The following is a 26,203-nucleotide window of genomic DNA, read 5'->3' as shown; positions in this document are numbered from 1 at the left end:
TTTTGTTCTACAGAGCCAGCTGTAGGACAAAATAGCAAACTACGGGTCCTTCAGTTGGAACAACTAGCGAGCACACAGCAGTTAAATAAAATAGCAAGCGTGCCCTTAGGCATTGCTCAAAATAACCTGCTCAGGAGTTACGCTCTTTAAGGTTTTATTTGCGGTAATGTCTTCTCTTGAGAAGCCATATCTAATTAGCACTTCGTCTGTTACATCGACAAGGTGAGAGCAGGCAGCAAAACTCCATAGCTTTTTCTCTAGTTCACGAGCGCGATGCACGGCATACATGGTGACATAGTTAATTTCAGTTTGAAGCAAACTCATATCAGGTTTCCCCGTAGTCGTTAACATCACGTGAATCGCTATGAACTGGCCACGGGTCATAGCATCTCGTATAAATGCCCGACGCTGCTCGTTGCTTTCAAACTTATCAGAGTAGCGAGGAATTATTGCCATGCGAGGGTCTTTTTGGGATGCATCGAAGGAAATAAAAAGCTCCTGGCGTAGCGGCATATTTTCAAGCTTAACGGCTTTAATCCCACTTTGTACGAAAGGCGAGTCTTGTTTTCTATCTCTGAACAAAAACTCTAAATTAACTTTGCCTCGCTCGGCATATTGCGTGGTTAAATTTGTAACCCTCTCATCTTGCTTTCCAATTATGCAAGCCTGAGGTGTATAGCGAACGCCCTCTTTGCTCATCAAAAAAGATAGAGAAGTTGCATTTCTAGCGTTGATGCAGCGAAGAGCTTGACCAATACCTGGGACTATTTCTTCATCACTCTCAACTTTTAAACTGGCTTTGTTCTTTTTAATGAGTTCTTCAAAAAAAGCGCGAGCGGATTTTCCTTCGTCGCCGGGCATGGTTTTTAAATGCAAAATGTTCTTATCTACGTTGTGATAAATAACTTCATATTGCAGGTGCATTACGTCGAAAGAGCTAGCAATTTCTTGGAGGCGAGGGAAGGCCACTTCTACCTTACCTTCTAAGTTTCCTTTATATTCTTTGCTCAGCTCAATTCTTAAACCTAAACCGTGAACTGAAATATCTTCACTGACACCAGTGTGAACCGTATCTTCATCGTTAAAGCGAGCTTCAACTTGGGTTCTTAGTTGATATCGGCTTTCAATGCGTTGTTCTTCGTATTTAAACCGTACTATTTGAATATTAGATGGGGCGCGATTACGTGGATGACCGAAATGACGCAAATGAGTAAGATCGCTACGGTTAAACTTAAACTCATTGTAAGTTTCTTGACCGGTCACCGAAGTCACGTCCGTGATGTGAGCCAAATAACGTAAACTTTTAAGTTTTGACATCAATCTCGCCGAAGGCGGTGAGTTAAGTTTTTTAACTTTACTACCTACCGAATCCGGAATTGAAAGAGGAATATGAGCCTGTTCGGGATTCATGTCGGTCAGTGTAACTTTGAACACTCGCCAGCTCGCTTTCCTTGAGCCAAACCCCAGAAAAACGCGAAAAAGCATATCTTTTTGCATGAGCTCTTCAAAAGAGGCTGAGTAAAAATAAACTTTCTCGCTATGCAAATGGGTAAAGCTGAATATGAAAATTTCACGAGCTTCTTCAGACATGCTGAGAAGTCGAGCAAGGCGCTCTTGCGTTAAAAGAAAATTCAATCTGCAGACGCCTTCTTCATCTTGCCAGTACTGAACGGTTTCTCTATTCACTTCGTTGGCCATGGCAAAGCGTGGTATAAGCGAATTATTTATCGCATCTATGAATACAGGAAGCGTTGGACTGCGCGGAGAGAAAAATTGTTCACACGTTTTACTGGTGATCGCCTCAACGGTATTGTTCATATTCACTTTATATCGGCGTTTATTACCGTGAATAAAGCTTTCTAGAAATTTATCGAAAGCAGGGTTTGGAAGTTCTTTATCTCTTTGTAGCGCTAAATAGTTGATATCGTTTTTGGCTATTATTTTAACGAGCTTATAAGCAATGCCATTTTTCTTATCCATGGCAAACTCGTTTTCCAAACCTCTGAAATAGATAAAAAGCTTTTCGCCTGTTTTGAAAAACGCGTCTTTTGAAAGCTTTATTTGTAGCCCTTCAAGTGAAATATCAACACTCAAGCCTCGCATCGACTGATTTGCAGTGTTGAAAATTTCAACGGCCACAGCAAAGTTCATTCGCTCCGTGTTGCGCTGACTGTAATCTAGAAGATTGACGGTGGGGACTTTAAATTGTTCTAACACGGCAGAGCGTTTTTTGGCTGTAGGGTTATCTTTGTCTGCGATTTCCTGTGCTAACTCTTTTTCCCGCAACAATCGAAAGTTGTTTTCAGTATTCTGGACCGCCTCGTAAACGCCATAAGTGTAGCGACCAAACACGCGCAGTTGCTCTTCGAACTTATCGACAGCAAGATCATCCATGTAGTGGCTTCGACCTTCATGCACATACTTTCTGCACTTGCCATCTACATGCCCTCTCAAATCAATGGTGCGCATACATGGCTTTGCTAAACGCTTCACTTCCATTTTTACTAAAAAACGTTTTTCCTTGGGCACATCTGCGGCAATTTGAAGCAACACTTGGTTAAACTCAGGCTCGTTAACCATGGGCTTTAACTGTTCAATTATATCAGCGTATTGCTTTAAATCTTGACTCATGAAGGCGCAACTTTACTCTTAGTTTTCATTATTTTAGTTTTTATCGGCCAATCAGAAAAACACATTAACCCATAAAGTTATAATACTTTTGGCTAAAATCATGAGTATAGCTAGGGGTTAGGTTTCTGATTAATTCCCTTTTATAGCATGTTAGAATACTCTTTTTAGTCTTTGGATAATACTGGAATATGGCAAAACGTAAAACTGCTTATGTGTGTTCTGATTGCGGGGCAGAGTTTCCTAGATGGCAGGGACAATGTTCCGAGTGTAAAGAGTGGAACACAATAAGTGAGTTTGTGGTCGCAAGTGCGAAAAGTGTCGCTCGACAAACCACGTCTGGTTATGCAGGGCAAACCGCAGCTAAAATTGAAACCCTCAACGCAATTGACTTAGAGTCACTTCCGCGATTTTCTTCAACGTTTAAAGAACTCGATAGAGTACTCGGTGGCGGTATAGTTCCGGGAGCTGCTATGTTGATAGGTGGTTCGCCAGGTGCAGGTAAGAGCACGCTGCTTCTGCAAGTAATGTGTCAGATGGCCAAAAGCGAAACTGCGCTTTATGTCACAGGGGAAGAATCGCTTCAACAAGTTGCTATGCGGGCAAAGCGTTTAAACCTTCCTGATGACAAGTTGATGATGTTAGCTGAAACAAACGTTGAGACAATATGCGACTTAGCGTTGACGAAAAAACCTAAAATCATGGTTATCGACTCGATTCAGGTTATGCATGTTTCAGATGTCCAGTCTGCTCCGGGAAGCGTTTCGCAGGTAAGAGAAAGTGCTGCGTACTTAACGCGTTTTGCGAAACAAAATCACATTGCTATGTTTATTGTGGGTCATGTTACAAAGGATGGAAACTTAGCGGGTCCAAAGGTCCTTGAGCACTGCATCGATAGCTCCATGATGCTTGAAGGAGAAAGTGACGGGCGATATCGCACGTTGCGCAGTCACAAAAACCGTTTCGGAGCGGTCAATGAACTTGGTGTATTTGCTATGACCGAAAGGGGATTAAAGGAAGTCAGCAACCCATCTGCCATTTTCTTAAGCCGAGGTGATAACGAAACGCCCGGGTCTAGTGTGATGGTAATTTGGGAAGGTACGCGGCCTTTGCTGGTAGAAATACAAGCACTAGTAGATTACTCACAAATGTCTAACCCCAGGCGCATTGCGGTTGGTCTTGATCAGAACCGGCTTTCAATGCTGTTAGCTGTGTTGCATCGTCACGGCAATGTACAAATGAACGATCAAGATGTATTTGTTAACGTGGTTGGAGGCGTGCGTGTTTCGGAAACAAGCGCTGACTTAGCGCTATTGTTAGCTATGATTTCCAGCTTTAGAAACCGCTCATTACCTAAAGAACTGATCGTATTTGGAGAAGTGGGGTTGGCGGGTGAAATACGTCCCGTTCCTAATGGAACAGAGCGCATAGTAGAAGCAGCAAAGCATGGTTTTAAACGTGCAATTGTGCCAAAAGCAAACGCACCTAAACAGCCTATTAATGGTATGCAGGTTGTGCCGGTGGCACGACTGTCTGAAGCATTAGATGCGTTAGAGTAAAGTTATTCGCATGGCCTGAAATACTGACGTTCTAGAGCAAACAAGTTATTTTGTTTGGGTAAAGTGCGCTCAATAATATGCATACGAGGCTAACAATGATTTATAAGTCGTCTTTCAGTCTTGTTCATTACAGCCGCAAGCTAATGGGCGTCTTGATAAACCGCATTAACTAGCGCGTTTAAATCTTTTTCCTCAATACTCGCATCTTCGCTGTTTAAAGTAATGAGGCGGCGAAGAGCGCTAATACTCTCTACGTCCATACGCTCAACTTTGCAGCCAAGAGATACACGCTCTTTCCTGCTATCGGCATGGCGGTATAACTGTGAGATATAAAGGGTAATAACAGGGCTATCTTCGTTTGCCTGAAAAGTAGCGACGTAGGGGTCGTGGCTATCGAAAGGTAAGTTTAACAAGGCTGTTTCAGTCGCCTGAAGCTTGATGCCCTGAAGCGACACATCACTGACTATCACGTCGATACTCGTATCGTTATGTGTTAGCGTGCCGTTAACATCTAGTGATACACGTTGAAATTGGCGCTTATCTGTCATTACTTTCTCACTTGGCTTTTGTTTCCGTTGTCAGTATTGGCTAATTTGCGCGCCTTCGCAACGAATGCCACTAAATAAAAAAGGCCTAAATCACTGATTAAGGCCTTTCATATTATTGGGATATAGGTGAAACCTATCTCATTTTTCTATGGATTATTTCGCCATGCGCTTATATTTAAGGCGGTGTGGCTCAACAATATCCTGTCCGAATTCTTGCTTCAGCCAGCCTTCATAGTCTGAATAGTTACCTTCAAAGAAATTGATGTTGCCTTCATCACGATAATCCATAATGTGTGTAGCAACACGGTCAAGGAACCAACGGTCGTGCGAAATAACCATGGCACAGCCTGGGAATTCCAACAACGCATTTTCTAAGGCGCGAAGTGTTTCAACATCAAGGTCGTTGGTTGGCTCATCCAGTAGCAATACGTTACCGCCCGCTTTAAGCAGTTTCGCAAGGTGAACACGGTTACGCTCACCACCCGACAAGTCCTTGATAAATTTCTGCTGGTCAGTGCCTTTGAAGTTGAATCGGCTGCAATATGCGCGGCTATTTATTTCAAAGTTACCAATGCGAATGATATCTTGTTCGTCAGAAATTTCTTTCCATACGGTGTTGTTTTCGTTCATGTGGTCACGGAACTGTTCTACCGCAGCAATTTGAACAGTTTCACCTAAATCGATGGTTCCTGAATCTGGTTGCTCAGCACCAGTAAGCATTCTGAACAAGGTCGATTTACCCGCACCGTTAGGACCAACGATACCCACAATGGCACCCTTTGGTACTTTAAATGTCAGGTCGTCAATAAGTACGCGATCGCCATAAGACTTTTTAAGGTTGCTCACTTCAATAACCTTGTCACCTAAGCGCTCACCTGGTGGGATGAAAAGCTCGTTGGTTTCGTTACGCTTTTGGTAATCGCTGGTGGAGAGTTCTTCGAAGCGGGCCATACGGGCTTTACTTTTAGCATGACGACCTTTTGGATTTGAGCGCACCCACTCAAGCTCCTGCTTCATGCTCTTCATACGTGCAGTTTCAGTACGCTCTTCTTGTTCAAGTCGGTTTTCTTTCTGTTCCAACCATGAAGAGTAGTTACCTTCCCATGGAATACCTTCACCACGGTCAAGTTCTAAAATCCAACCCGCTACGTTATCAAGGAAGTATCTATCGTGGGTAATGGCTACCACAGTACCTTCGTAATCGTGAAGGAAGCGTTCTAGCCACGCAACCGACTCTGCATCCAAGTGGTTGGTAGGTTCGTCAAGAAGCAGCATCTCAGGCTTTTCTAAAAGCAGGCGACATAGCGCTACACGACGCCTTTCACCACCAGAGAGCTTACTTACATCAGCATCCCACGGCGGAAGGCGTAGGGCATCTGCTGCTCGCTCTAGTGCATTTTCCAAGTTATGTCCGTCTTTGGCTTGAATGATGGCTTCTAGCTCGCCTTGCTCTTTCGCAAGGGCGTCGAAATCGGCATCCGCTTCTGCATATGCAGCGTACACTTCGTCAAGGCGAGTGAGCGCGTGCTTAACATCAGCAACGGCCTCTTCAATATTGCCGCGAACATCTTTTGTTTCATCAAGCTGCGGTTCTTGAGGAAGGTAGCCTACCTTAAGTCCAGGTTGAGGACGCGCTTCACCTTCAATATCAGTATCGATACCGGCCATTATACGAAGCAAGGTTGACTTACCTGCGCCGTTTAGACCTAGCACACCAATTTTGGCGCCAGGGAAGAAGCTAAGTGAAATGTTTTTAAGAATGTGTCTGTTTGGTGGGACGATTTTGCCCACTCGGTGCATACTGTAAACGTATTGAGCCATGCTTATCCTCGCTGAAAAAGCGGTGAAAAATAAAAATTTCTAAGGCGTGTTGAACTGCAATGCACGAAAATCGGCAATAAAGTTCAACACGTCCTAACTGGTGGCATATTCTACTCGTAACAGGGTAGTTTGTGCTAGTGACTTACACAAAGGTAGTTCGTGCCTGTGGAAATTTTGAGCGCTTGGGGTAAAAAGGTGAATTTATCCATCGGTCGATGAGACGATTTAATGTAAACTTAGCGTTATAAATCGAGAAGAGTTGATCCGTTGCCTGCGTGATAATCAATCGCAAAAACCTTCAGAATCAACACTCGATACCATCAAACATCCGAACAGGTAATAAAGATGACCGCCATGAATAAACGCACATACAGTTTGGACGAATTAGCTAAACATGTTGGTGGGGAAGTGCAGGGTGATGGAACTATCACGATTTCTGCAGTGGGCACGCTATCTGGTGCGGCTTCGCATCAAATTTCGTTTCTTACAAACCCTAAATATAAGCCGCAGTTAAAAGACACAAAAGCCGGTGCGGTAATTCTGCACGAAAGTTTAAAGGGTGATAGCCCTGTTCCTGCGTTAGTTGTGGGTAACCCACATGCTGCATTTGCACTTATAGCTCAGTTATTTGATACCACGCCATCAGTAGCCACTGGTATCTCAGAGTCAGCGGTAATCGCTCCTTCTGCTCGAATCGGTAGTGACGTGTCTCTTGGACACAACGTCATTGTTGAAGAGAATGTCGTTTTAGGTGATCGTGTAACTGTTGGTGCCAATACCGTTATCCGCAGAGGCACGCACATTGGTGAAGACTGTATTATTCATCCTAATGTGACCATCTATCACGATGTGGTCATCGGTAAGCGCGTGACTATCCATAGCCAAACAGTTATTGGCGCGGCTGGCTTCGGCTATGCAAACGATAAAGGGGTCTGGATCCCAATTCCACAGACTGGTTCGGTTCGCATTGGCGACGACAGTCAGATTGGCGCAAGCAGCAGCATTGACCGCGGCGCCATGGAAGATACGATTTTAGGCACTAACGTTATTATCGATAACCAAGTACAAATTGGCCACAACTGTATTATTGGTGATCACTCATGCATTTGCGGCGCTACAGGTATTGCTGGTAGCTGTCATATCGGCAAGCACGTTATTATTGGCGGTGGAGTGGGCATAAATGGCCACATTAGCATTTGCGACAACGTTCAAGTGACGGGTTACACAATGATAGTTCAAGATATTACCGAGCCAGGTGTATATTCGTCGGGGCAGCCAGCTCAAACCAACCGGGACTGGCGCAAAAATACAGTTCGCCTTGCTAAAATTGGTAGTTTATTCGACCGTGTTAAAGCCCTCGAAAAACAGGTCTGATCTCGCTCAAGCGCAGGTTTTACGTTAAACCTGCGCCATTTATATTAATTTGGTCATAAAGCGGTATACAAGCAACTCAAAATGACTAGAATATGGCTCGAATTTGAGCAATCAGTGCGTAACGCCGTATAAAAACCGCAGTTAAGGAGCCCCCATGTTTTCTCGCGAAATGAATATAGCTGACTTCGATCCTGAATTAGCCAATGCCATGGCTAAAGAAGTTGAGCGTCAAGAACATCACATCGAACTCATTGCCTCTGAGAACTATTGTAGCCCACGTGTAATGGAAGCTCAGGGTTCTCAGCTTACGAATAAGTATGCTGAAGGCTACCCTGGTAAGCGTTATTACGGTGGTTGTGAGCACGTAGACGTTGTTGAACAACTTGCTATCGACCGTGCAAAGGCACTATTTGGTGCGGACTACGCGAACGTTCAACCGCACGCTGGTTCACAAGCTAACTCTGCCGTTTTCATGGCATTACTTGACGCAGGCGATACAGTTCTTGGTATGAGCCTTTCTGAAGGTGGTCACCTTACTCATGGTTCACACGTAAACTTTTCTGGTAAAACATACAACGCTGTACAGTATGGTCTGAACAAAGAAACCGGCGAAATTGACTACGCACAAGTTGAAGCTCTAGCAAAGGAACACAAACCAAAGATGATTATCGGCGGTTTCTCTGCGTATTCAGGTATTGTTGACTGGGCAAAATTCCGCGAAATCGCAGATAGCGTAGGTGCTTATTTGCTTGTAGATATGGCGCACGTTGCTGGTCTTGTGGCTGCTGGTGTTTATCCAAACCCACTTCCTCACGCACACGTAGTAACGACGACAACTCACAAAACCCTTGCGGGTCCGCGTAGTGGTCTAATCCTATCTTCATGTGGCGACGAAGCGATTTACAAAAAGCTTAATAGCTCGGTATTCCCGGGTAACCAAGGCGGCCCGCTTTGTCACGTGATTGCAGCTAAAGCAGTAGCTTTCAAAGAAGCATTACAGCCAGAATTTAAAGTGTATCAGCAACAGGTAGTGGCTAACGCGAAAGCGATGGTTGCTGTTATGCAAGAGCGCGGTTACAAAATCGTTTCTGGCGGAACAGACAATCACTTGTTCCTACTAGATCTTATTGACAAAGACATTACTGGTAAAGATGCCGATGCAGCACTAGGTGCAGCGAACATCACAGTGAACAAAAACTCAGTGCCAAACGATCCACGTTCACCATTTGTAACCAGTGGTCTTCGTATCGGCAGCCCGGCCATAACGCGTCGTGGTTTCAAAGAAGAGCAAGCTCAGCAAGTTGCAACATGGATTTGCGACATTCTAGATAACATGGGTGACGAATCTGTTATCAAACGTGTTCAAGAAGAAGTGGTTGCACTTTGCGCACAGTTCCCTGTTTATAAATAAATAGGTTTGTGTTTTATTGCGTACTTTGGTACTAATGCTGGACTATCTAGTCTAGATTAAGTTTTACGCGCCTAAGTACGCAATAATTAAGGATTATTCATGTTTTGCCCTTTTTGTTCAGAACAAGAAACAAAAGTTATTGATTCTCGTTTGGTTGCAGAGGGGCAACAAGTGCGAAGACGCCGTGAATGCATGGTGTGTCATGAGCGCTTCACCACCTTTGAAAGTGCAGAGCTTGTGATGCCCCGCGTTATAAAACGCGATGGCTCTCGCGAACCCTTCAACGAAGATAAACTTCGTGCAGGCTTGCAACGCGCGTTAGAAAAACGCCCTGTTAGCACAGAAAAAGTTGAACAATGTATTCTTTCACTCAAATCTCAGCTTCGCGCAACCGGCGAGAGGGAGGTGAGCAGTGAATTGCTTGGCAACTTAATTATGAAAGCCCTCAAAGAACTCGACAAAGTTGCCTATGTTCGGTTCGCCTCAGTTTATCGTTCCTTCGAAGACATTCGTGAATTTGGAGAAGAGATTGCACGCTTAGGGGATTAGGGTCAGTAAACCTTAAACACTTAGGGCTACAACAGGAATCCAAGTGAACCACGCTACGGTTAAAAATGACTATTTTTGGATGGCAAAAGCCATTCAACTTGCCCAAAAAGGGCGTTTCACCACCTCACCTAATCCTCGTGTTGGCTGTGTGGTTGTTGATGAAAACAATCAACTGCTCGGTCAGGGGTATCATGTCCAAGCGGGCACGCCCCATGCCGAAGTTCATGCACTCAGACAAGCTTCAAATGCTCGTGGCAACGGCGCTAAAGGTGCTACAGCATACGTAACCCTGGAGCCTTGCAGCCATTTTGGCCGCACGCCCCCCTGCGCTAGCGCGCTCATTGAAGCGCAGGTAGCACGCGTTGTAGTGGCAATGACAGATCCTAATCCAAATGTATGTGGTAATGGCATAAACATGCTGCAAGCCGCAGGTATCGAAGTCGTCAGTGATGTGATGGCCGCCGAAGCCGCTGCGCTTAATCCCGGATTCACCAAACGCATGCTTACGGGTAAACCTTTTGTAAGGGTTAAATTAGGTATAAGCCTTGACGGTAAAATTGCGCTTCAAAATGGGGTGAGCCAATGGATAACTGGGCCTGAAGCAAGACGTGATGTGCAGCGCTATCGCGCGCAAAGCTGCGCAGTGTTAACGGGTTCAGGTACTGTTGCGGCGGATAATCCCAGTCTTTTGGTGAGGGAACAAGAGGCAAAGCTCGAAAATTATCCCCTTGAGCATATTCGCCAACCTGCTCGCATCGTTGTGGATAGTCAGAGCAAACTAAACCGCGATTTTAATTTATTTAACGACGGTCACGCTACCTTTACTGCAACGTTACAGGCCCACCCTGATACTTCAGTTGGTCACTACATTCAAGTTGATGAAAAAGATGGCAAGGTCGACTTACATGGGTTGATGTCAGCGCTAGGTGATAAACAGTATAATGAGGTATGGGTAGAGGCAGGCCCTGGTCTTGCCGGAGCCCTATTGCAAGAAGGCCTTGTGGATGAGCTTATTTGCTATCAAGCACCCAAGCTATTAGGCGATAAAGGCGTGAGTATGGTCAATTTGCCAGCGTTCACCGCTTTAAATCAATCTATTTCACTCTCTCTTATTGAAAACCGTCAGGTGGGTAACGATATTAAGCTTATCTTTCGTCCTGATGTTAGCAACACCTGTCGTTAAAGCGACTAAAGAGGAACTTTATGTTTACTGGAATTATTCAAGCGTTAGGTACAATTAAAAAGCTTGATAACCGTGGCAACGATATTCGACTTACCGTTTCATCGCCTACGCTTGATATGTCTGATGTCGCTTTAGGCGATAGCATTGCGACCAATGGTGTTTGTTTGACAGTGACAGACATGGGGGCAGACTATTATTGCGCCGATGTTTCTGCTGAGACTATTAAGTTAACAGGGTTTGCACACTACAGTGCAGGGTCTACCGTGAATCTTGAAAAAGCGATGCGTCCCAGCGATCGTCTAGGTGGACACATTGTTTCTGGTCATGTTGATGGTGTGGGCCAAGTAACTCAGATTATTAAACATAAAGACTATGTAGAATTTTGGGTGAAAGCACCTGATGCGCTGGCTAAATATATTGCCCACAAGGGAAGTATCACCGTTGATGGCATAAGCTTAACGGTGAACGAAGTGAATGGTGCAGAGTTTATGCTTTGGATTATTCCCCACACGTTGCAAGAAACAATTATGGGAAGCTATAAAGTAGGCACTGCGGTGAATTTAGAGGTTGATGTTATTGCGCGCTATTTAGAGCGATTGATGCTTGGCGATAAAGCCGCTGAGCCGACAAGCAAGGGCATTGACATGGCATTTCTTGCCGAGAACGGATTTTTAAAAAAATAACCCTACAAGAAGCACACAATATGGCATTTAACACTACACAAGAAATAATTGAAGACATTCGTCAGGGTAAAATGGTTATCCTGATGGATGATGAAGACAGGGAAAACGAAGGCGACCTCATTATGGCGGCAGAGCACGTGACACCTGAAGCTATAAATTTCATGGTGACCCACGCTCGCGGTTTGGTTTGTTTACCAATGACGCAAGAGCGCTGTCGCACGCTTAATCTTCCGCTAATGGTGGATAAAAACGAAGCGCAGTTTTCAACCAACTTTACCGTATCCATTGAAGCGGCAACTGGCGTTACAACAGGTATATCGGCTGCCGATAGAGCAACAACCATAAAAGCTGCTGTTGCGAAAGACGCGAAAGCGACAGACATTGTACAACCTGGTCATATCTTTCCGCTAATTGCAAAAGATGGTGGTGTTTTAAACCGAGCTGGTCACACTGAAGCGGGTGTAGATTTACCGCGCCTTGCTGGTTTAGAGCCAGCTGGGGTTATTGTTGAGATTCTTAATGAAGATGGCACCATGGCGCGCCGTCCAGAATTAGAGAAGTTTGCTGCCAAGCATAATCTAAAAATAGGCACCATTGCAGATCTTATTGAATACCGTAACCTTAATGAAACGACTATTCAAAAAGTAGCTCAGTGTAATATGCCCACAGAATACGGCGATTTTGAGCTTCATACATTTAAAGATAGCATCGACAATCAGCTCCACTTCGCTCTTAAAAAAGGCGATATCAAAGAAAACGAGCCTACGCTTGTCCGTGTACACCTTCACAATACGTTTAGTGATCTTCTCGGCTCTACTCGCGGTATTCATCGCTCGATGACACTAGCCGATGGTATGCGAAAAATCTCAGAAGATGGCGGTGTGTTGGTGCTGTTAGGTAAGGAAGAGCACATAGAAAGCCAGGTACGTCGGTTTGCCGCAGAAGACAGAGGTGAACGTCCAACGGGAGCTGACTGGCAGGGCTCGTCACGCACTATCGGTGTAGGTAGTCAAATTCTTGCGTCTATGGGCGTGCACAAAATGCGCTTGCTTAGTAAGCCAATTAAATATCACGCACTTTCAGGTTACGGCCTTGAAGTAGTGGAGTACGTTCACGATTAGTGCTTAGCTGTAGGGCGGAGTAAAAGTGGAGAAGGTTTGCGACGAGCATTTCCTTCCCGCATTGAGTCAAGCTAACGTACCAGCTTATGAATAGTTGAAGTTACAGAAACAATCGATTTAGTTTGGGCGCAGTTGTGGTATACTTCGCGCCGTTTTTTCTCGAGGAATTAAACCATGCAGGTAATTGAAGGTAATATCAGAGCAACCGGTAAAAAGTTTGCTATTGTTGTAGCTCGCTTTAATAGCTTTGTTGTAGAAAGCTTACTGGAAGGTGCTTTAGACACGCTAGAGCGTCACGGTGAAGTAAATGAAGATGACATCACAGTGGTTCGCGTGCCTGGTGCCTACGAGTTACCTGTAGTAGCTAAGAAATTAGCTGAGAAAAAGTCATTTGACGCTATCATTGCACTAGGTGCAGTTATTCGTGGTGGTACGCCCCACTTTGATTTTGTCGCAGGGGAGAGCAATAAAGGCCTTGCACAAGTATCACTTGAATACGGTATTCCAGTTTCATTTGGCGTAATCACCACAGATTCAATTGAACAAGCTATCGAACGTTCAGGTACTAAAGCGGGTAACAAAGGTGCAGAAGCTGCATTGGGCGCGCTTGAAATGGTTAACGTTATCGATGCTGTTGAAAAGCTTTAAGGTAAAAATTAAGTGAAAGTTTCAGCTCGTCGTAAAGCCCGTGAATTAGCCCTGCAAGGGATATATTCATGGCAAATGAGTCACAACGATATTCAGCAAGTTGAACTGGCGCTAGCCACCAGTAACGACATGCAAAAGGTGGATATGGCATACTTTCAAGCGTTGTTACGAGGCGTTGCACATAACGCGAGTAAGCTTGATACTACCATTAAACCGTATCTTGGTCGTCTGCCTGAAGAGTTGGACCCAATAGAAAAAGCGATCTTGCGCATTGCGACGCTGGAACTGACTGAGCGCATTGATGTCCCTTATCGCGTAATTATTAATGAAGCGATTGAGCTTGCTAAAGCATTTGGTGCTGAAGAAAGCCACAAATTCATTAATGGTGCACTAGATAAAGCAGTGCGCACGTTGCGTAAAGACGAGCGCGACTAACCTTACCGTGGCGGCATGGATTGCCGCTAAAGGGTTTAAAAAATACTGTGAAAGAATTTGATCTTATCGGCCGCTATTTTTCAAACAGTGGCCATCGACGTAAAGACGTTGTTATTGGTATAGGCGATGACTGTGCTGTAACAACGGTTCCTGAAAATCAACAGCTAGCCGTTACCACTGATACTCTTGTTGCAGGTGTGCATTTCTTAGAAGATGCGCCAGCGAAATCTGTGGCATACAAAACAGTGGCCGTTAACTTAAGTGACCTTGCTGCGATGGGCGCTGAGCCTGCGTGGATTAGCCTGTCGCTATCGCTTCCAGAAGTTGACGAGCCGTGGCTTGACGACTTTGTTTCAGGCCTATATGAGCTTACTCAATACTATTCAGTACAGCTCATTGGTGGAGACACGGTGAAAGGGCCAATGGCCATGACGATTACCGCACAAGGTTTTATACCGCCAGGTTCTGAACTAACCCGAAGTGGAGCTAAGCCAGGGGACTGGGTATATGTTACCGGTACTTTAGGAGACGCTGGCGCGGGCTTAGATATCCTCCAAAATAAACTTAACGTAAGTGGTGAAGCCAAAGACGTGTTAGTGAACCGTCATTACTTTCCGACACCGCGCGTTGCAGTTGGTACCGCTATTCGCCGTATTGCTACCTCATGTATCGATATATCTGATGGTTTAATTTCAGATTTGAACCACATTCTTAAAGCGTCCAACTGCGGTGCCACTGTGCATGTTGAGCGTTTACCTCTTTCTCGTGCTCTAACAAGCGCTGTGTCGCCAGAGCAGGCAATAGAATACGCATTGTCTGCTGGTGATGACTATGAGCTTATTTTCACCGTTAGTGAAGAGCAGCGAGGTAGCCTTGAAACCTCTTTAGCGAGCACTAATGTAAAAGCGACATGCATTGGCCAGCTGACAGGCCACAGCGGTACACTTTCATTGTTGAAAGATAATGAGAAATACACGCCAGTTACGTCTTCTGGTTACGAGCATAGCTTTTAATTGAAAGCGTTAACAAAGATATAAGATAGAGGACGTTACATGCAGGCTGAGTTTCGCGCTAGAGTAAGTATGAAAAAACCAACCCATTTTCTCGCGTTAGGGTTCGGTAGTGGCTTAATTCCATTCATGCCGGGCACATTTGGCTCACTGGCCGCAGTGCCATTGCTTATAGCGTGTAGCCAAATTTCTATAGTTTCCTTTATTGCGCTCACTCTGATATTTTCAGTGGTAGGTATTTACCTTTGCGGCAAAACCGCAGATGACATGCAGGTTCACGATCACGGCTCCATTGTATGGGACGAAATTGCAGGTATGTTCGTGACCTTTCTTTTTGTACCCATCAGCGCCTCTTCATTGCTCGTTGGGTTTGTACTATTCAGGCTTTTTGATATTTTAAAGCCCTGGCCAATTGGTGTCATCGATAAGCGTTTGCACGGTGGTACAGGTATTATGCTTGACGATCTACTAGCGGGGGCTATGGCCTGTGGCTGTTTGCATTTGCTTATGGTGTTTTGGCCAGCGGCGCTGGCATTGTTTTAGTACAACGGTTGGCTTACCAACCTAACCTTTTAAATTGAAAAGCCCGCAATACATGCGGGCTTTTCTATGTTTAAACGACGATGCCTTAGTCAAGATGCATTAGTCACATTACAAGACAAAGTTAGCTCGCAACGGATTAAACGAATGTTTTGAGAGCCACTAACGTTTGGTGAGGCTGGTGGCCGCAGCAATAATACCTTCAGCATCTAAGCCGTGCTCTTTGTACATTTCCTGCTGAGTGCCTTGTAATATAAAGCTATCAGGCAGACCCAACATCTTCACTGCCTTAAGAACACCATTTTGCTGCAAGTGTTCAAGCACCGCACTGCCAGCACCACCCATAATACAACCGTCTTCTAGCGTGATAAGCGCGATGTGTTCACTGGCTGCTTTTAATACCGCGTCGCCGTCTAACGGCTTAATGAAACGCATGTCAATAACGGTAGCGTCAATCGCCTCTGCAGCTTCAAGCGCGTAGGGCAGTAGGCAGCCAAAGTTTAAAATGGCGATACTTTCAGACTTGCCTTTTGATGATTCTCGACACGTACGAGATTTACCAATCTCAAGCTCTTTCATGGCTTCGTCAGGCGTGACTCCCATGCCAGCACCACGAGGGTAACGAACAGCGGCCGGCTTTTGTAGCTTATGGCCAGTGTAAAGCATTTGGCGGCATTCATTTTCATCAGAAGGTGCCATAACTACCATATTTGGAATACAGCGAAGGAAAGCGATATCAAACGCCCCTTGGTGAGTTGGGCCATCTGCGCCCACTATGCCGGCTCTGTCTATCGCAAATAACACCGGTAAGTCTTGTATAGCTACATCATGAATGAGCTGATCATAGGCACGCTGCAAAAATGAAGAATAGATCGCGACAACCGCATTCATACCGTCTTTAGCGAGCCCTGCGCCGAAGGTTACGGCATGCTGCTCAGCAATGGCTACATCGAAGTATTGCTCAGGGAAGCGCTGAGAAAATTCTACCATCCCTGACCCTTCTCGCATGGCAGGGGTGACTGCCATGAGTTTTGGATCTTGTTCTGCCATATCACACAACCACTGACCGAAAATGGCCGAGTAAGTGGGGGCAGAGGGTTTAGATTTAGGCAGTGCATTGTCCGCTGGGTTGAACTTCGGTACTGCATGAAATTTGATAGGATCTTCTTCGGCTACCGCGTAACCCTTCCCTTTTTTGGTCACAACATGTAATAACTGAGGACCCTCAAACTTACGCATGTTGCGAAGGGTATCAACCACTGCATTTACGTCATGGCCATCAATCGGGCCAATATAATTAAATCCAAGCTCTTCAAAGATAGTGCCGGGTACAACCATCCCTTTTAGGTGCTCTTCTGCTCGGCTTGCAAATTCTTTGATAGGAGGAACGTTACTTAGCAGTTTTTTGCCGCCGTCACGTATAGAGTTAAAAAAATTACCTGTTAGCAAGCGTGCCAGGTGACTGTTGAGGGCGCCTACGTTTTCAGATATCGACATTTCGTTGTCGTTAAGTACAACAACCATGTCTTTTTTTATATCGCCCGCGTGATTAAGTGCTTCAAACGCCATACCAGCAGTCATCGCACCGTCGCCAATGACAGCAACTACCTTGCGATCCTTACTTTCTTTTTCTGCCGCCACAGCCATTCCTAGCGCTGCGCTTATCGACGTCGAAGAATGACCGACAGCGAAAGTATCGTACTCACTTTCAGGTGGCCACGGAAATGGATGGAGACCATTTTTTTGACGAATGGTGCTCATGCGCTCTGCGCGACCCGTAAGGATTTTGTGAGGATAGGCTTGATGGCCGACATCCCACAACAGTCGGTCGAATGGAGTGTTGTAAACGTAGTGAAGTGCTACCGTAAGCTCTACTGTTCCCAACCCAGAGGCAAAGTGACCGCTGGTTTGACTCACACTGTTGAGTAAGTACTCACGTAACTCATCGGCAAGTTCGCGTAATTTTTCTTGGGGCAGTTGCCTCAACTTGTCAGGTGTTTGCGCGAGCGCAAGCGTTGGGTAATGTTGGAGATCTAAACTCATGTACTTATTATCTTTTTCAACATGGCGCGTGGCTAATGGTCGCGTTTCACCAAAAGCTCGCTAAACGCAATTAAACTGTCAGTATTGTAGGGTAAACGCGCCAATGCTTGAAGTGCATTATCGTGAAGCTTTGCTAATTCTCTCTTGGCACCTTCCATGCCAAGCTTAGCTGGAAAGGTATTTTTCCCAAGTGCTTCGTCAGAACCTGCGGGTTTCCCTAATTTTTCGCTACTGCCCACAACATCTAAAATGTCGTCTTGTACTTGAAAGGCTAAGCCAATATCCGCTGCATATGCCATTAAGTCAATTTTAGTCTGAGGTAAAAGACCCTCACTAACGATGGCTACCATTTCTACGCAGGCTTGCAATAGGGCACCTGTTTTCAACTTATGAAGCGCTTTTAGCTCGTCTATTGAGATAGTTTTACCCGTGCTCGCTAGGTCGATGGCTTGGCCGCCACACATTCCAACATAGCCCGTACTTTTAGCTAACACAGATAGTAACTGGCTTCGTTTCGATTCTGCGAAAGAGCTCAAAGGCGCGTCGGCTAATACGGTAAATGCAAGTGCTTGTAATGCATCACCTGCTAGAATGGCAGTTGCTTCATCAAATGCGATATGGCAGGTAGGCTTGCCGCGGCGCAAGTCATCATCATCCATTGCCGGTAGGTCGTCATGTACCAGCGAATAAGCGTGCACGCACTCAATAGCCATACTAATGGCCATTTGGTCTTTTTTGGGGACGTCTAGCGTATTACCCACTACCTGAACGAGCAATGGACGCATGCGTTTACCGCCTGCAAGTAGCGCGTGACGCATGGCGTCTTTAAGGCGCGGCGCGTAATCCGGTAAATCATCAATTAGTTTAAGAAGAGATGCATCAGTTTGCTGTTTGACTTGCTGATGCAAAGCAGAAAAATTCATAGATTGCCTGTAATGTAAAAATGAACCTCTTAAGGGTGTTCACTTTCAGGTAGAGATTGAAGTGTTTCTTCGCCTTGTTCGTTAAGCAATATTTTTACTTTTTGCTCAGCGTTTTCAAGGGATTGCTGGCCTTGGCGAGAGAGTGCAATACCGCGTTCAAATTTTTCTAGCGCTTTATTTAACGGTAAATCACCGTTTTCCATTTCGTTAACGATAGCTTCTAATTCCGATAACGTTTCTTCGAAAGACGCTGATGGTTTTTCCGTCGTCATAAAAACACTCAATATAAAGGCTAAAATACGTATACCGCGCACATTAACCGAGGGTTGCACGAGGGTCAAATGGTTTGTCTGTATATCGCTAATAACATCATCGTATCGCTTTTTTTTCATTCAAGTCAAAAATCAGCATAGTGTTAAATTGTGCTATATTCGATGCTATCTTAGTAACCATAATTCCAGCCTCAAATAATAGCGCGTCGCGCTTTAATGCGAATAAAATGGTTTCCGAGTAAATAAAAAGGTAGGAAAGCGAGATAAAGCGTTATGCTCTAATTATAAAAATTAATAAATGTGATATTTTTCAACAATGTTGTTTTAGTATTTCTGTCTATTGCCGATAGAATGTCTGTAGATTAACAGCACTGACTGCGTTTAAATGGGGAAGAGTGAGTGGATTTAGCAACCGTCATAGGTATGTTGGGCGCCATTGGTTTCATAGTTATGGCTATGATCCTGGGCGGCAGCTTGAGCATGTTCATCGACGTGCAATCAATACTTATCGTATTTGGGGGCACCTTATTTGTCATTTTATCACAATTTACGTTAGGCCAGTTTTTTGGTGCGGGTAAGATTGCTGGTAAGGCATTCATGTTTAAAATTGAATCGCCCGAAGAACTTATTGAGAAGATTGTCGAAATGGCAGATGCTGCGCGTAAAGGCGGGTTTCTGGCGTTAGAAGAAGCAGAGATCTCAAACGAGTTCATGCAAAAAGGCGTTGATATGCTCGTAGACGGCCATGATATTGAGGTAGTCAGAGAAACCCTTTCCAAAGATATTTCCATGACATCAGAGCGCCACGATTTCGGAGCCTCGTTCTTTAAAGGTATGGGTGACATCGCTCCCGCGATGGGGATGATCGGTACGTTAATCGGGCTGGTAGCCATGCTTTCTAACATGGATGATCCGAAAGCCATCGGCCCTGCAATGGCGGTTGCACTACTTACTACTCTCTACGGTGCATTCTTCGCTAACGTTATCTGTCTGCCGATTGCTTTTAAACTATCCGTTCGTGCCGGTGAGGAAAAACTCAATCAAAGCTTGGTGCTAGATGGCATTGTTGGTATTGCCGATGGCCAAAATCCCCGTGTAATTGAGGGGGTGTTGAAAAACTATCTTGCAGCGAGTAAACGCGGAAGCGCAGAGGAAGAGTAATGGCTGAAGAAGAATGCCCAAAATGCCCCCCAGAGGGGCTGCCAGCTTGGATGGGGACCTTCGCCGACTTAATGTCGCTGCTGATGTGCTTTTTTGTACTTTTACTTTCGTTTTCTGAAATGGATGTACTTAAGTTCAAACAAATCGCGGGCTCAATGAAGTTCGCTTTTGGTGTTCAAAATAAAATTGAAGTTAAAGATATTCCCAAAGGTACTAGCGTTATCGCAATGGAGTTTCGCCCGGGTAAGCCTGATCCGACCCCTATCGAATCGATTCAGCAGCAGACCAACGAGATGACGCAGCAAATGCTGGAATTTCAGGCTGGTAATGAAGACTCAGCCGGTGGGCGGCAAAAGCAGCGCGGTGAGCAGCGAGGTGGTCAATCACAACAGACTGCGACAGAATCGTCTTCTTCCGCAGAGCAAAGCACTGACCAGTCACAAATGGCTGAGTTAATGAAGAAAGTGGCGCAGCAGCTCGAAAAGCAAATTCTAGATGGTTCGGTAGAGATGGAGTCGTTAGGGCAGCAGCTAACTATTCGTATACGTGAAAACGGCTCGTTTTCAGCAGGGTCTGCTTTTTTACAGCCTCAGTTTCAGCCTGTATTGAGAAAAATAGGTTCACTTTTAGCTGATGTTCCGGGAGAAATTGAAATTTCAGGTCACAGCGATGGTCAGCATATCGCTAACGAACTTTATCGTTCGAACTGGGACTTGTCTTCACAGCGTGCGGTAGCTGTAGCGGAAGCGATGCGTACAGCACCAGGCTTTGATGAAAGTCGCATGTCTGTGGTAGGTAAAGCAGATACGGTTCCTATTGTCGAGAATGCAACGACATCTAGTGATAGGGCGAAGAACCGCCGTGTGGAGATTAATATTAATCAGGGTAAGCCGATGATATCCAAACCTATTTCTGTGGTAGACGATTAACTGACAAGCATACAAAAACGGCGCTATTAGAGCGCCGTTTTTTATTCAACCCATTGGTACCACTTAACGATTAACACTATACTCGCGCGAGCTCTTGTCGATAGTGGGGTTTAGAAATAACCAGCTGTACGGTACTGATGGTTCTTTCTAAAAAGCCACCTTCACAATATTTTAAATAGTAAGTCCACATACGCATGAATCGCTCGTCATATCCGTCGTTTAGCAATTCATCTTTGGCCGACATGAACGCTTCATACCAATGATTAAGTGTCTTTGCGTAATCAACACCAATGTCGTGGAGGTCGCGAATCATCATATTAGTATATTTCTTCAGATGAGCATTTAACTGGTGTTGAGAGGGTAAAAAGCCACCGGGGAAAATATACTTCTGAATAAAATCTACACTGTTTGAGTAGCTGTCGTAACGCCTGTCGTCGATAGTGATAGACTGAAGCAACATAAGACCATCGTCTTTAAGAAGCGAAGAGCACTTTTCAAAAAAGTTCCCCAAATATTGTTTACCAACGGCTTCAATCATTTCGATAGATACCAGCTTGTCATATTGACCTTCAAGTAAGCGGTAATCTTTCTTCAGCAAAGTAATCTTGTCTTCAAGTCCTTCTTTTTTTATCCACTCCTTTGCCCAGGCGTGTTGCTCTTCCGAGATAGTCGTCGTTGTTACTCTACATCCGTAATGTTTAGCCGCGTAAACTGCCAGGCCACCCCAACCAGTACCAATTTCAATCAAGTGATCACTTTCTTGCAGCTGCAATTTATCGCAAATAGCTTTTAGCTTGTAATTTTGCGCTTCATTAAGCGACGCATTCGGATCTGGGTAGATAGCGGATGAATACATCATAGTAGGATCGAGGAAGCGAGTATAAAGCTTGTTGCCCAAATCGTAATGCGCTTCGATATTGCGCTTGGCTTGATCTTTTGTGTTTCTGCGAGCGAAATGTTGTATTTTATTGATGGGCATGGTGACCCACTTAAATTTGTTTTCCCACTCATCAAGGGTGGGTAAGTTTCTTGCAAAAATTCTCACTACTGCCGTAACTTCGTCACTGTCCCACAAATCGTCCATGTAGGCTTCACCCGCACCAACGCTTCCACCAAGTAAAAGGCGACGGTAGGCTTTTACATCTTTAATGTTTACCGTTGCTCGCAACTCATCGTCTTCTTTGCCAAAACGAGCGATAACGTCGCCATTTTCTTGAATAGTTAAACTGCCAAATGGCAGCTGTTTTAGGCATTGTAGAAACAACGTTCTACATACCTTATCTACAAAAGAGACCTCTGATGTGGTCAGTAGTACAGATTCACCGAAAGACATTGTTATTGTTCCTGACTTTTTTCTGGGTGTGTATACAGTGGCGTTCTTTTAAGCAATAGTTTAAACGCGTGCCAATAAATTCCGGCCACAGTTTTTATTGTCATACTGGGTATACGTTTAAGTGCTTGAGTTAGATTCGCATTATCTAAAGTATATTTTGTAAGATTTATCCCAGCACTGAACTCTTTGTCGCTTCGCACACAGTCCATCGCTAGAGAAAGTCTAGTAGAAGGCTGGGAAATTGACCATTTGTATGTCATGTCCATTGGATTAAAGGGCGATACATGAAACGCTTTTGGGGTATCGTCTTGGGTGTCTAAATTAACGAGATAGTGATGACGTTCGTTCCAAGGTGTGTTACTGACTTCGGCCAACATGTGCGTAAATTTACCGTCTGTATTGCGAAGGTAGTAAAAGTTGACGGGGCTGAAATACCAGCCCCACATTCGTAACTGTCCCAACATAAAAACGTCACCGGAAAGGGGAGTGCCATCATTAAGCTCAATCATTCTATTAAGCACTGCCTGACGAAGTGAGTGCGATGGATCGCCCAAGTAATCTTCTCGTTTAAAACGGACTCTTGCTTTTCCTTCGGCGGAAAAATATTTCAGCTCGTGTGACAAGGTTGTAAGCTCTTCTTCATCAAGCTTCAGCCAAAACAAGTAAATGTCATAATCAAATTTATGCTGGGTAGGCTTAAACCTTTGGTGATAAACCTTACCTTTGTAAATGGCACTCTCTGTCACAGCGTTTCACCAAAGCGAGCGCATACATCCAGTGCGCTTTTTACACCGTCTTCATGGAACCCGTTGTACCAATATGCGCCGCAAAAATGCAGGTTGTCTACACCGCAAATCTCATTTCTTCTCGCTTGAGCATTAACCATTTTCGCACTGTATTGCGGGTGAGCATACTGGTAGGTGCCCAATACGCTAGAAGGCTCAATTTCGGCGGAGTTGTTTAACGTTACGCAGTAAGTGTTTTCGACGTCTAACCGTTGAAGGATATTCATATTGTAGGTCACGGATGCAGGTCGTGACTCTTCACTGACATCTTCTTTGAGACGATAATTCCAACTTGCCCACGCTAACTTTCTTTTGGGGAGTTGGTTTATGTCTTTGTGCATCACTACGTCATTTTCGGCATAAGGAATGTTACCAAGGATGTCCTGATGCAGTGAATTAGGCGCACCCAGCATCCGTAATGCTTGATCACTATGGCAGGCAAAAACGACGTGGTCATATTGCAGTTTATCACCGGTCGAATCAGTAACTTCCCAGACATTGTCAACTTTCATAACGGATGTGACAGCGGATGAAAGCTTTATTTTCGATTCAAACGGAGCAATCAAAGGAGGGACATACTGGCTAGAGCCTCCTTTGATTGTGTACCACTGAGGTCTGTCGGTTATGTTGAGTAAGCCGTGGTTATTAAAGAATTGGAGAAAGAACGTAAGCGGGAACTTTCGCGTTTGCTCCAGGCTGCTTGACCAAATAGCCGCACACATAGGAAGTATGTAATAACGAGCAAAATCGTTGCTTAGACCCAGCTCTTTGATAATGTCTTCAAGGGTAAGAGCTGATGTATCCCGTCCTTCCGCGACCATCGCTTTACACGCTTTATTAAACGCAAGGATGTCTCTTACAATACGCCAGAATTTGGGGCGTAGAATATTGCGGCGTTGTGCGAATAGACTGTTAAGATTATTGCCGTTGTACTCAAGGTTGGCTTTTCTGCTCATCACAGAAAAACTCATTTCTGTGGGCTGATAATCTACATTAAGCTGCTTCATAAGTTTGATGAAATTGGGGTAGGTCCAGTCGTTAAATACAATAAACCCCGTGTCGATACTGTGCACTGCGCCGTTGTCGGTAATTTGTTTTGTAGCAGTGTGGCCGCCAATATAGTCGTTAGCTTCGTAAACCGTAATGTCGTTCTTTCTATTAAGTAGATGTGCGCAGGTTAGCCCTGATATTCCGGTGCCTATGATGGCAATCTTATTCGTCATTCGTTTGTCTCTTATTGTTTTTTTCGCATCGATAAAGATATGCGCTTCTGTAGCAGTGTTGGAAGTATGTGCATAAATCGGAGAATAAAGCCAAAAATTCTTGGGAAGAACACTGTCTGCTTATCATTCTCGATGCCAGCAAGCATAGCTTGTGCTGCTTCTTCTGCGCTGATTTTCATCGGCATTTCAAAGTCGTTTTTATCCGTTAAGGGCGTTTCGACGAAACCAGGCGATACCGCCTGAACTTTTATTCCTTTATGGTGAAGGTCGACTTCAAGTGATTTTGTAAAATAATGAAGGGCGGCTTTACTTGCGCCATAAGCTTGAGATTTGGTAAAGGGTAGCAGGCGCGCCATGCTATCTACGATAACAAGCTTATCTCCCTGCTGTAATTTAGGTAAGAGTGCGTCAACACAATTAACCACGCCGAAGAAATTAGGTTCAAATACTCGTCTGAACATGTCGGGCTCGAAATTATCGATATCAACATATTCGCAAGTTCCGGCGTTGAGTACTGCAATATCAAATTTTACTGCGGATAATGCACGGCGAGCGTCCTCAAGGTCGGTTACGTCAAATTGACACGCGTCTATATTGCTATTACTACTCAATTCATCTAACGCATCTTTGTTTCTACCGCACGCTATTACGCGATAACCTTCTTTAGCTGCGTGAATGGCAAGTGCTTTACCAATGCCTGATGTTGCGCCAGTAATTAAAATTGTTTTCACGATGCAAGCTTCCCTTTAATTTTTTTGATAACAAAACCTAAGATGGGTACGTGCTCGTAGACCATTTCGCCCAAGTCATAGTAATCTTTGTGGTAAGCAACTCTGTCATCTACAACGTTTAGTTGAGTAGTGCCGTCTAGCGTGATGTGCTTATTATTTCCTTTTAGCGTCAGGTGCATTGTCCAATTAACTATGTGTGTAACTTGAGTTCTCGCAGTATTGTTACCGTCACAGTCAAAAACGTCTGCAATGTCAAACCTGCAGCTTTCGGCCTGTGTTAGCAAGTTTGAAAAGTAATTTTTTACCGCGTCGATGCCGCGATGTGTTGTTATGGGGTCGACAAATACAACGTCTTTTGCGTAGATACTTTCAAGATCATCTGGAGATATTTGACATATATCCGTGTAAATTTTACAAAACCGCTCAATTACGTCCATCTATGCCCCTTACGTACATTCTGTCAGCGCACCTAGTTTAAGAAGTTGAATAGTTCAAGTAGTCATATCGTCACTTCCTAAACTTTTAACTACAAGTCTCTGATCTTGTTTTTGTTAATAAAGTTTTACTAAAACTAACTTACAGCAAATGAAGTGACTAAGATCACGTATTTGTACTTACCTGTGAAAAAAATTCCCATTCGATCCTATTTGTTCCCACTTGCGTAAGTATTTTCATGTTTTCGGAAGTGTCAATTATGAGTTTAGAACGATTTCCATTATTTCCTTTATCTGCCCATCTTTTACCAGAGGGTAGAATGGCTTTGAGAATTTTCGAGCCACGATATGTGCGCATGGTCAAACAGGCATGCGCCGAAAACAGTGGCTTTGTGATGTGTATGCTTAATTCAAATGGCGACAAGGAAACAAACAAACACATTCATAAAATCGGTACATACGCGCAGGTTGTAGACTTCGATATGCTCGATGACGGTTTGCTTGGCATAAAGGTTGCTGGTTCTCACTTAGTTGAGGTAAGTAATATTGAAGCCGAAAAAGATGGTCTTCGCACTGGCGATTGCAAAACAATACCGCAGTGGCAGTGTGATTTAGCACCTCAGCAAATAGCGCCTATGGACGAGCGACTTAAAGAAATATTCGGGAGCTATGAAGAATTGGCTGCGCTTTATGAATCACCTAAGTTCGACAACCCTAACTGGGTTTTGAACCGCTGGTTGGAATTACTTCCAGTAGATGGTTCGCAAAAGCAGCATTTTTTAGCTCAGAGAGAATGTACCAGTTTATTAAATTATCTCTCAGGTTTGATTGGATAGCCTTGGTAACTGACAGAGCTACA

At 44.5% G+C, this 26,203-nt stretch carries 25 protein-coding genes; 14 read left to right on the top strand and 11 right to left on the bottom strand.

Annotation, left to right across the window (positions count from 1 at the left end; genetic code table 11):
* Positions 1-105: 105 nt before the first annotated feature.
* Positions 106-2,631, bottom strand: a complete 2,526-nt coding sequence (locus GVO62_RS17035) for a PilZ domain-containing protein (RefSeq protein WP_159120273.1) — start codon at positions 2,629-2,631, stop codon at positions 106-108.
* Positions 2,632-2,819: 188 nt separating this feature from the next.
* Between GVO62_RS17035 and radA the strand changes: the two genes are divergently transcribed.
* Positions 2,820-4,187, top strand: coding sequence for a DNA repair protein RadA (gene radA / locus GVO62_RS17030; RefSeq protein WP_159120272.1), 1,368 nt, complete (start codon positions 2,820-2,822; stop codon positions 4,185-4,187).
* Between the two features lie 140 nt (positions 4,188-4,327).
* On the opposite strand, the gene GVO62_RS17025 is transcribed toward radA, so the two are convergent.
* Together GVO62_RS17025 and ettA are read right to left on the bottom strand one after the other, a co-directional pair.
* Positions 4,328-4,735: a PilZ domain-containing protein gene (locus GVO62_RS17025; RefSeq protein ID WP_159120271.1), complete on the bottom strand. Its 408-nt coding sequence runs from the start codon at positions 4,733-4,735 to the stop codon at positions 4,328-4,330.
* 153 nt (positions 4,736-4,888) lie between these two features.
* The gene (gene ettA, locus GVO62_RS17020; RefSeq protein WP_159120270.1) at positions 4,889-6,556 is read right to left on the bottom strand and encodes an energy-dependent translational throttle protein EttA; all 1,668 of its coding nucleotides are present in this window, start codon (positions 6,554-6,556) and stop codon (positions 4,889-4,891) included.
* Positions 6,557-6,901: 345 nt separating this feature from the next.
* Here ettA and lpxD point away from each other — a divergent pair, with 345 nt between their 5' ends.
* The 10 genes from lpxD (at position 6,902) to GVO62_RS16970 (ending at position 15,513) form a co-directional block, all read left to right on the top strand.
* The gene (gene lpxD, locus GVO62_RS17015) at positions 6,902-7,930 is read left to right on the top strand and encodes a UDP-3-O-(3-hydroxymyristoyl)glucosamine N-acyltransferase (protein ID WP_159120269.1); all 1,029 of its coding nucleotides are present in this window, start codon (positions 6,902-6,904) and stop codon (positions 7,928-7,930) included.
* 154 nt (positions 7,931-8,084) lie between these two features.
* The gene (gene glyA / locus GVO62_RS17010) at positions 8,085-9,341 is read left to right on the top strand and encodes a serine hydroxymethyltransferase (RefSeq protein ID WP_105931715.1); all 1,257 of its coding nucleotides are present in this window, start codon (positions 8,085-8,087) and stop codon (positions 9,339-9,341) included.
* A gap of 99 nt (positions 9,342-9,440) precedes the next feature.
* Entirely contained in the window at positions 9,441-9,890 is a 450-nt protein-coding gene (gene nrdR, locus GVO62_RS17005; RefSeq protein ID WP_012517538.1) for a transcriptional regulator NrdR, read from the top strand.
* Between the two features lie 43 nt (positions 9,891-9,933).
* Entirely contained in the window at positions 9,934-11,073 is a 1,140-nt protein-coding gene (ribD, locus tag GVO62_RS17000; RefSeq protein WP_159120268.1) for a bifunctional diaminohydroxyphosphoribosylaminopyrimidine deaminase/5-amino-6-(5-phosphoribosylamino)uracil reductase RibD, read from the top strand.
* A 20-nt stretch (positions 11,074-11,093) separates the two neighbouring features.
* Complete coding sequence (locus tag GVO62_RS16995; RefSeq protein WP_159120267.1) at positions 11,094-11,756, top strand: riboflavin synthase; 663 nt, start codon at positions 11,094-11,096, stop codon at positions 11,754-11,756.
* 20 nt (positions 11,757-11,776) lie between these two features.
* Positions 11,777-12,877, top strand: coding sequence for a bifunctional 3,4-dihydroxy-2-butanone-4-phosphate synthase/GTP cyclohydrolase II (ribBA, locus tag GVO62_RS16990; protein WP_159120266.1), 1,101 nt, complete (start codon positions 11,777-11,779; stop codon positions 12,875-12,877).
* A gap of 174 nt (positions 12,878-13,051) precedes the next feature.
* Positions 13,052-13,525, top strand: coding sequence for a 6,7-dimethyl-8-ribityllumazine synthase (gene ribH, locus GVO62_RS16985; RefSeq protein WP_105931719.1), 474 nt, complete (start codon positions 13,052-13,054; stop codon positions 13,523-13,525).
* Between the two features lie 12 nt (positions 13,526-13,537).
* Complete coding sequence (nusB, locus tag GVO62_RS16980; protein ID WP_159120265.1) at positions 13,538-13,960, top strand: transcription antitermination factor NusB; 423 nt, start codon at positions 13,538-13,540, stop codon at positions 13,958-13,960.
* A 47-nt stretch (positions 13,961-14,007) separates the two neighbouring features.
* Entirely contained in the window at positions 14,008-14,973 is a 966-nt protein-coding gene (gene thiL, locus GVO62_RS16975) for a thiamine-phosphate kinase (RefSeq protein ID WP_159120264.1), read from the top strand.
* 39 nt (positions 14,974-15,012) lie between these two features.
* Positions 15,013-15,513, top strand: coding sequence for a phosphatidylglycerophosphatase A family protein (locus GVO62_RS16970; RefSeq protein WP_159120263.1), 501 nt, complete (start codon positions 15,013-15,015; stop codon positions 15,511-15,513).
* A 159-nt stretch (positions 15,514-15,672) separates the two neighbouring features.
* Here GVO62_RS16970 and dxs read toward each other — a convergent pair whose 3' ends face one another.
* The 3 genes from dxs to xseB are packed head-to-tail and all read right to left on the bottom strand — an operon-like array spanning position 15,673 to position 18,748.
* Positions 15,673-17,553 (bottom strand): 1-deoxy-D-xylulose-5-phosphate synthase, encoded by a 1,881-nt coding sequence (gene dxs / locus GVO62_RS16965; RefSeq protein WP_159120262.1) that lies wholly within the window; start codon positions 17,551-17,553, stop codon positions 15,673-15,675.
* 32 nt (positions 17,554-17,585) lie between these two features.
* Positions 17,586-18,476, bottom strand: a complete 891-nt coding sequence (locus GVO62_RS16960; protein WP_159120261.1) for a farnesyl diphosphate synthase — start codon at positions 18,474-18,476, stop codon at positions 17,586-17,588.
* A gap of 29 nt (positions 18,477-18,505) precedes the next feature.
* Positions 18,506-18,748, bottom strand: coding sequence for an exodeoxyribonuclease VII small subunit (xseB, locus tag GVO62_RS16955; protein ID WP_159120260.1), 243 nt, complete (start codon positions 18,746-18,748; stop codon positions 18,506-18,508).
* Between the two features lie 399 nt (positions 18,749-19,147).
* Here xseB and pomA point away from each other — a divergent pair, with 399 nt between their 5' ends.
* Together pomA and GVO62_RS16945 are read left to right on the top strand one after the other, a co-directional pair.
* Positions 19,148-19,909 carry a flagellar motor protein PomA gene (pomA, locus tag GVO62_RS16950; RefSeq protein WP_159120259.1) on the top strand — a complete coding sequence of 254 codons (762 nt, stop codon included), beginning with the start codon at positions 19,148-19,150 and terminating at the stop codon, positions 19,907-19,909.
* Positions 19,909-20,838, top strand: a complete 930-nt coding sequence (locus GVO62_RS16945) for a flagellar motor protein MotB (RefSeq protein ID WP_159120258.1) — start codon at positions 19,909-19,911, stop codon at positions 20,836-20,838. The genes pomA and GVO62_RS16945 overlap by 1 nt, the downstream gene beginning before the upstream one ends.
* 76 nt (positions 20,839-20,914) lie before the next feature.
* On the opposite strand, the gene GVO62_RS16940 is transcribed toward GVO62_RS16945, so the two are convergent.
* From GVO62_RS16940 to GVO62_RS16920, 5 genes are read right to left on the bottom strand one after another with little or no spacing between them, the layout of a single operon-like run.
* Positions 20,915-22,171, bottom strand: a complete 1,257-nt coding sequence (locus GVO62_RS16940) for an SAM-dependent methyltransferase (protein ID WP_159120257.1) — start codon at positions 22,169-22,171, stop codon at positions 20,915-20,917.
* Positions 22,172-22,173: 2 nt separating this feature from the next.
* Complete coding sequence (locus GVO62_RS16935) at positions 22,174-22,917, bottom strand: DUF1365 domain-containing protein (RefSeq protein WP_159120256.1); 744 nt, start codon at positions 22,915-22,917, stop codon at positions 22,174-22,176.
* Positions 22,914-24,179, bottom strand: a complete 1,266-nt coding sequence (locus tag GVO62_RS16930) for an NAD(P)/FAD-dependent oxidoreductase (protein ID WP_159120255.1) — start codon at positions 24,177-24,179, stop codon at positions 22,914-22,916. The genes GVO62_RS16935 and GVO62_RS16930 overlap by 4 nt, the downstream gene beginning before the upstream one ends.
* Positions 24,180-24,190: 11 nt before the next feature.
* Complete coding sequence (locus tag GVO62_RS16925; protein WP_159120254.1) at positions 24,191-24,910, bottom strand: SDR family NAD(P)-dependent oxidoreductase; 720 nt, start codon at positions 24,908-24,910, stop codon at positions 24,191-24,193.
* A complete protein-coding gene (locus tag GVO62_RS16920; RefSeq protein ID WP_159120253.1) occupies positions 24,907-25,347 on the bottom strand; it encodes a nuclear transport factor 2 family protein in 441 nt (146 codons plus the stop codon). The genes GVO62_RS16925 and GVO62_RS16920 overlap by 4 nt, the downstream gene beginning before the upstream one ends.
* Positions 25,348-25,604: 257 nt before the next feature.
* Here GVO62_RS16920 and GVO62_RS16915 point away from each other — a divergent pair, with 257 nt between their 5' ends.
* Complete coding sequence (locus tag GVO62_RS16915) at positions 25,605-26,180, top strand: LON peptidase substrate-binding domain-containing protein (protein ID WP_159120252.1); 576 nt, start codon at positions 25,605-25,607, stop codon at positions 26,178-26,180.
* Positions 26,181-26,203: the final 23 nt, after the last annotated feature.

Source organism: Alteromonas sp. KUL150 (assembly GCF_009811475.1).
GTDB lineage: Bacteria > Pseudomonadota > Gammaproteobacteria > Enterobacterales > Alteromonadaceae > Alteromonas > Alteromonas gracilis.
The sequence above is the reverse complement of the archived record's forward strand: the minus strand, read 5'-3'. Positions and strand labels throughout refer to the sequence as shown.

Coding starts and splice junctions, on each gene's coding strand:
- GVO62_RS17035 (WP_159120273.1), bottom strand. CDS start 2,631: ATGAGTCAAGATTTAAAGCAATACGCTGATATAATTGAACAGTTAAAG.
- radA (WP_159120272.1), top strand. CDS start 2,820: ATGGCAAAACGTAAAACTGCTTATGTGTGTTCTGATTGCGGGGCAGAG.
- GVO62_RS17025 (WP_159120271.1), bottom strand. CDS start 4,735: ATGACAGATAAGCGCCAATTTCAACGTGTATCACTAGATGTTAACGGC.
- ettA (WP_159120270.1), bottom strand. CDS start 6,556: ATGGCTCAATACGTTTACAGTATGCACCGAGTGGGCAAAATCGTCCCA.
- lpxD (WP_159120269.1), top strand. CDS start 6,902: ATGACCGCCATGAATAAACGCACATACAGTTTGGACGAATTAGCTAAA.
- glyA (WP_105931715.1), top strand. CDS start 8,085: ATGTTTTCTCGCGAAATGAATATAGCTGACTTCGATCCTGAATTAGCC.
- nrdR (WP_012517538.1), top strand. CDS start 9,441: ATGTTTTGCCCTTTTTGTTCAGAACAAGAAACAAAAGTTATTGATTCT.
- GVO62_RS16995 (WP_159120267.1), top strand. CDS start 11,094: ATGTTTACTGGAATTATTCAAGCGTTAGGTACAATTAAAAAGCTTGAT.
- ribBA (WP_159120266.1), top strand. CDS start 11,777: ATGGCATTTAACACTACACAAGAAATAATTGAAGACATTCGTCAGGGT.
- ribH (WP_105931719.1), top strand. CDS start 13,052: ATGCAGGTAATTGAAGGTAATATCAGAGCAACCGGTAAAAAGTTTGCT.
- GVO62_RS16970 (WP_159120263.1), top strand. CDS start 15,013: ATGCAGGCTGAGTTTCGCGCTAGAGTAAGTATGAAAAAACCAACCCAT.
- dxs (WP_159120262.1), bottom strand. CDS start 17,553: ATGAGTTTAGATCTCCAACATTACCCAACGCTTGCGCTCGCGCAAACA.
- GVO62_RS16960 (WP_159120261.1), bottom strand. CDS start 18,476: ATGAATTTTTCTGCTTTGCATCAGCAAGTCAAACAGCAAACTGATGCA.
- xseB (WP_159120260.1), bottom strand. CDS start 18,748: ATGACGACGGAAAAACCATCAGCGTCTTTCGAAGAAACGTTATCGGAA.
- GVO62_RS16945 (WP_159120258.1), top strand. CDS start 19,909: ATGGCTGAAGAAGAATGCCCAAAATGCCCCCCAGAGGGGCTGCCAGCT.
- GVO62_RS16940 (WP_159120257.1), bottom strand. CDS start 22,171: ATGTCTTTCGGTGAATCTGTACTACTGACCACATCAGAGGTCTCTTTT.
- GVO62_RS16930 (WP_159120255.1), bottom strand. CDS start 24,179: ATGACGAATAAGATTGCCATCATAGGCACCGGAATATCAGGGCTAACC.
- GVO62_RS16920 (WP_159120253.1), bottom strand. CDS start 25,347: ATGGACGTAATTGAGCGGTTTTGTAAAATTTACACGGATATATGTCAA.
- GVO62_RS16915 (WP_159120252.1), top strand. CDS start 25,605: ATGAGTTTAGAACGATTTCCATTATTTCCTTTATCTGCCCATCTTTTA.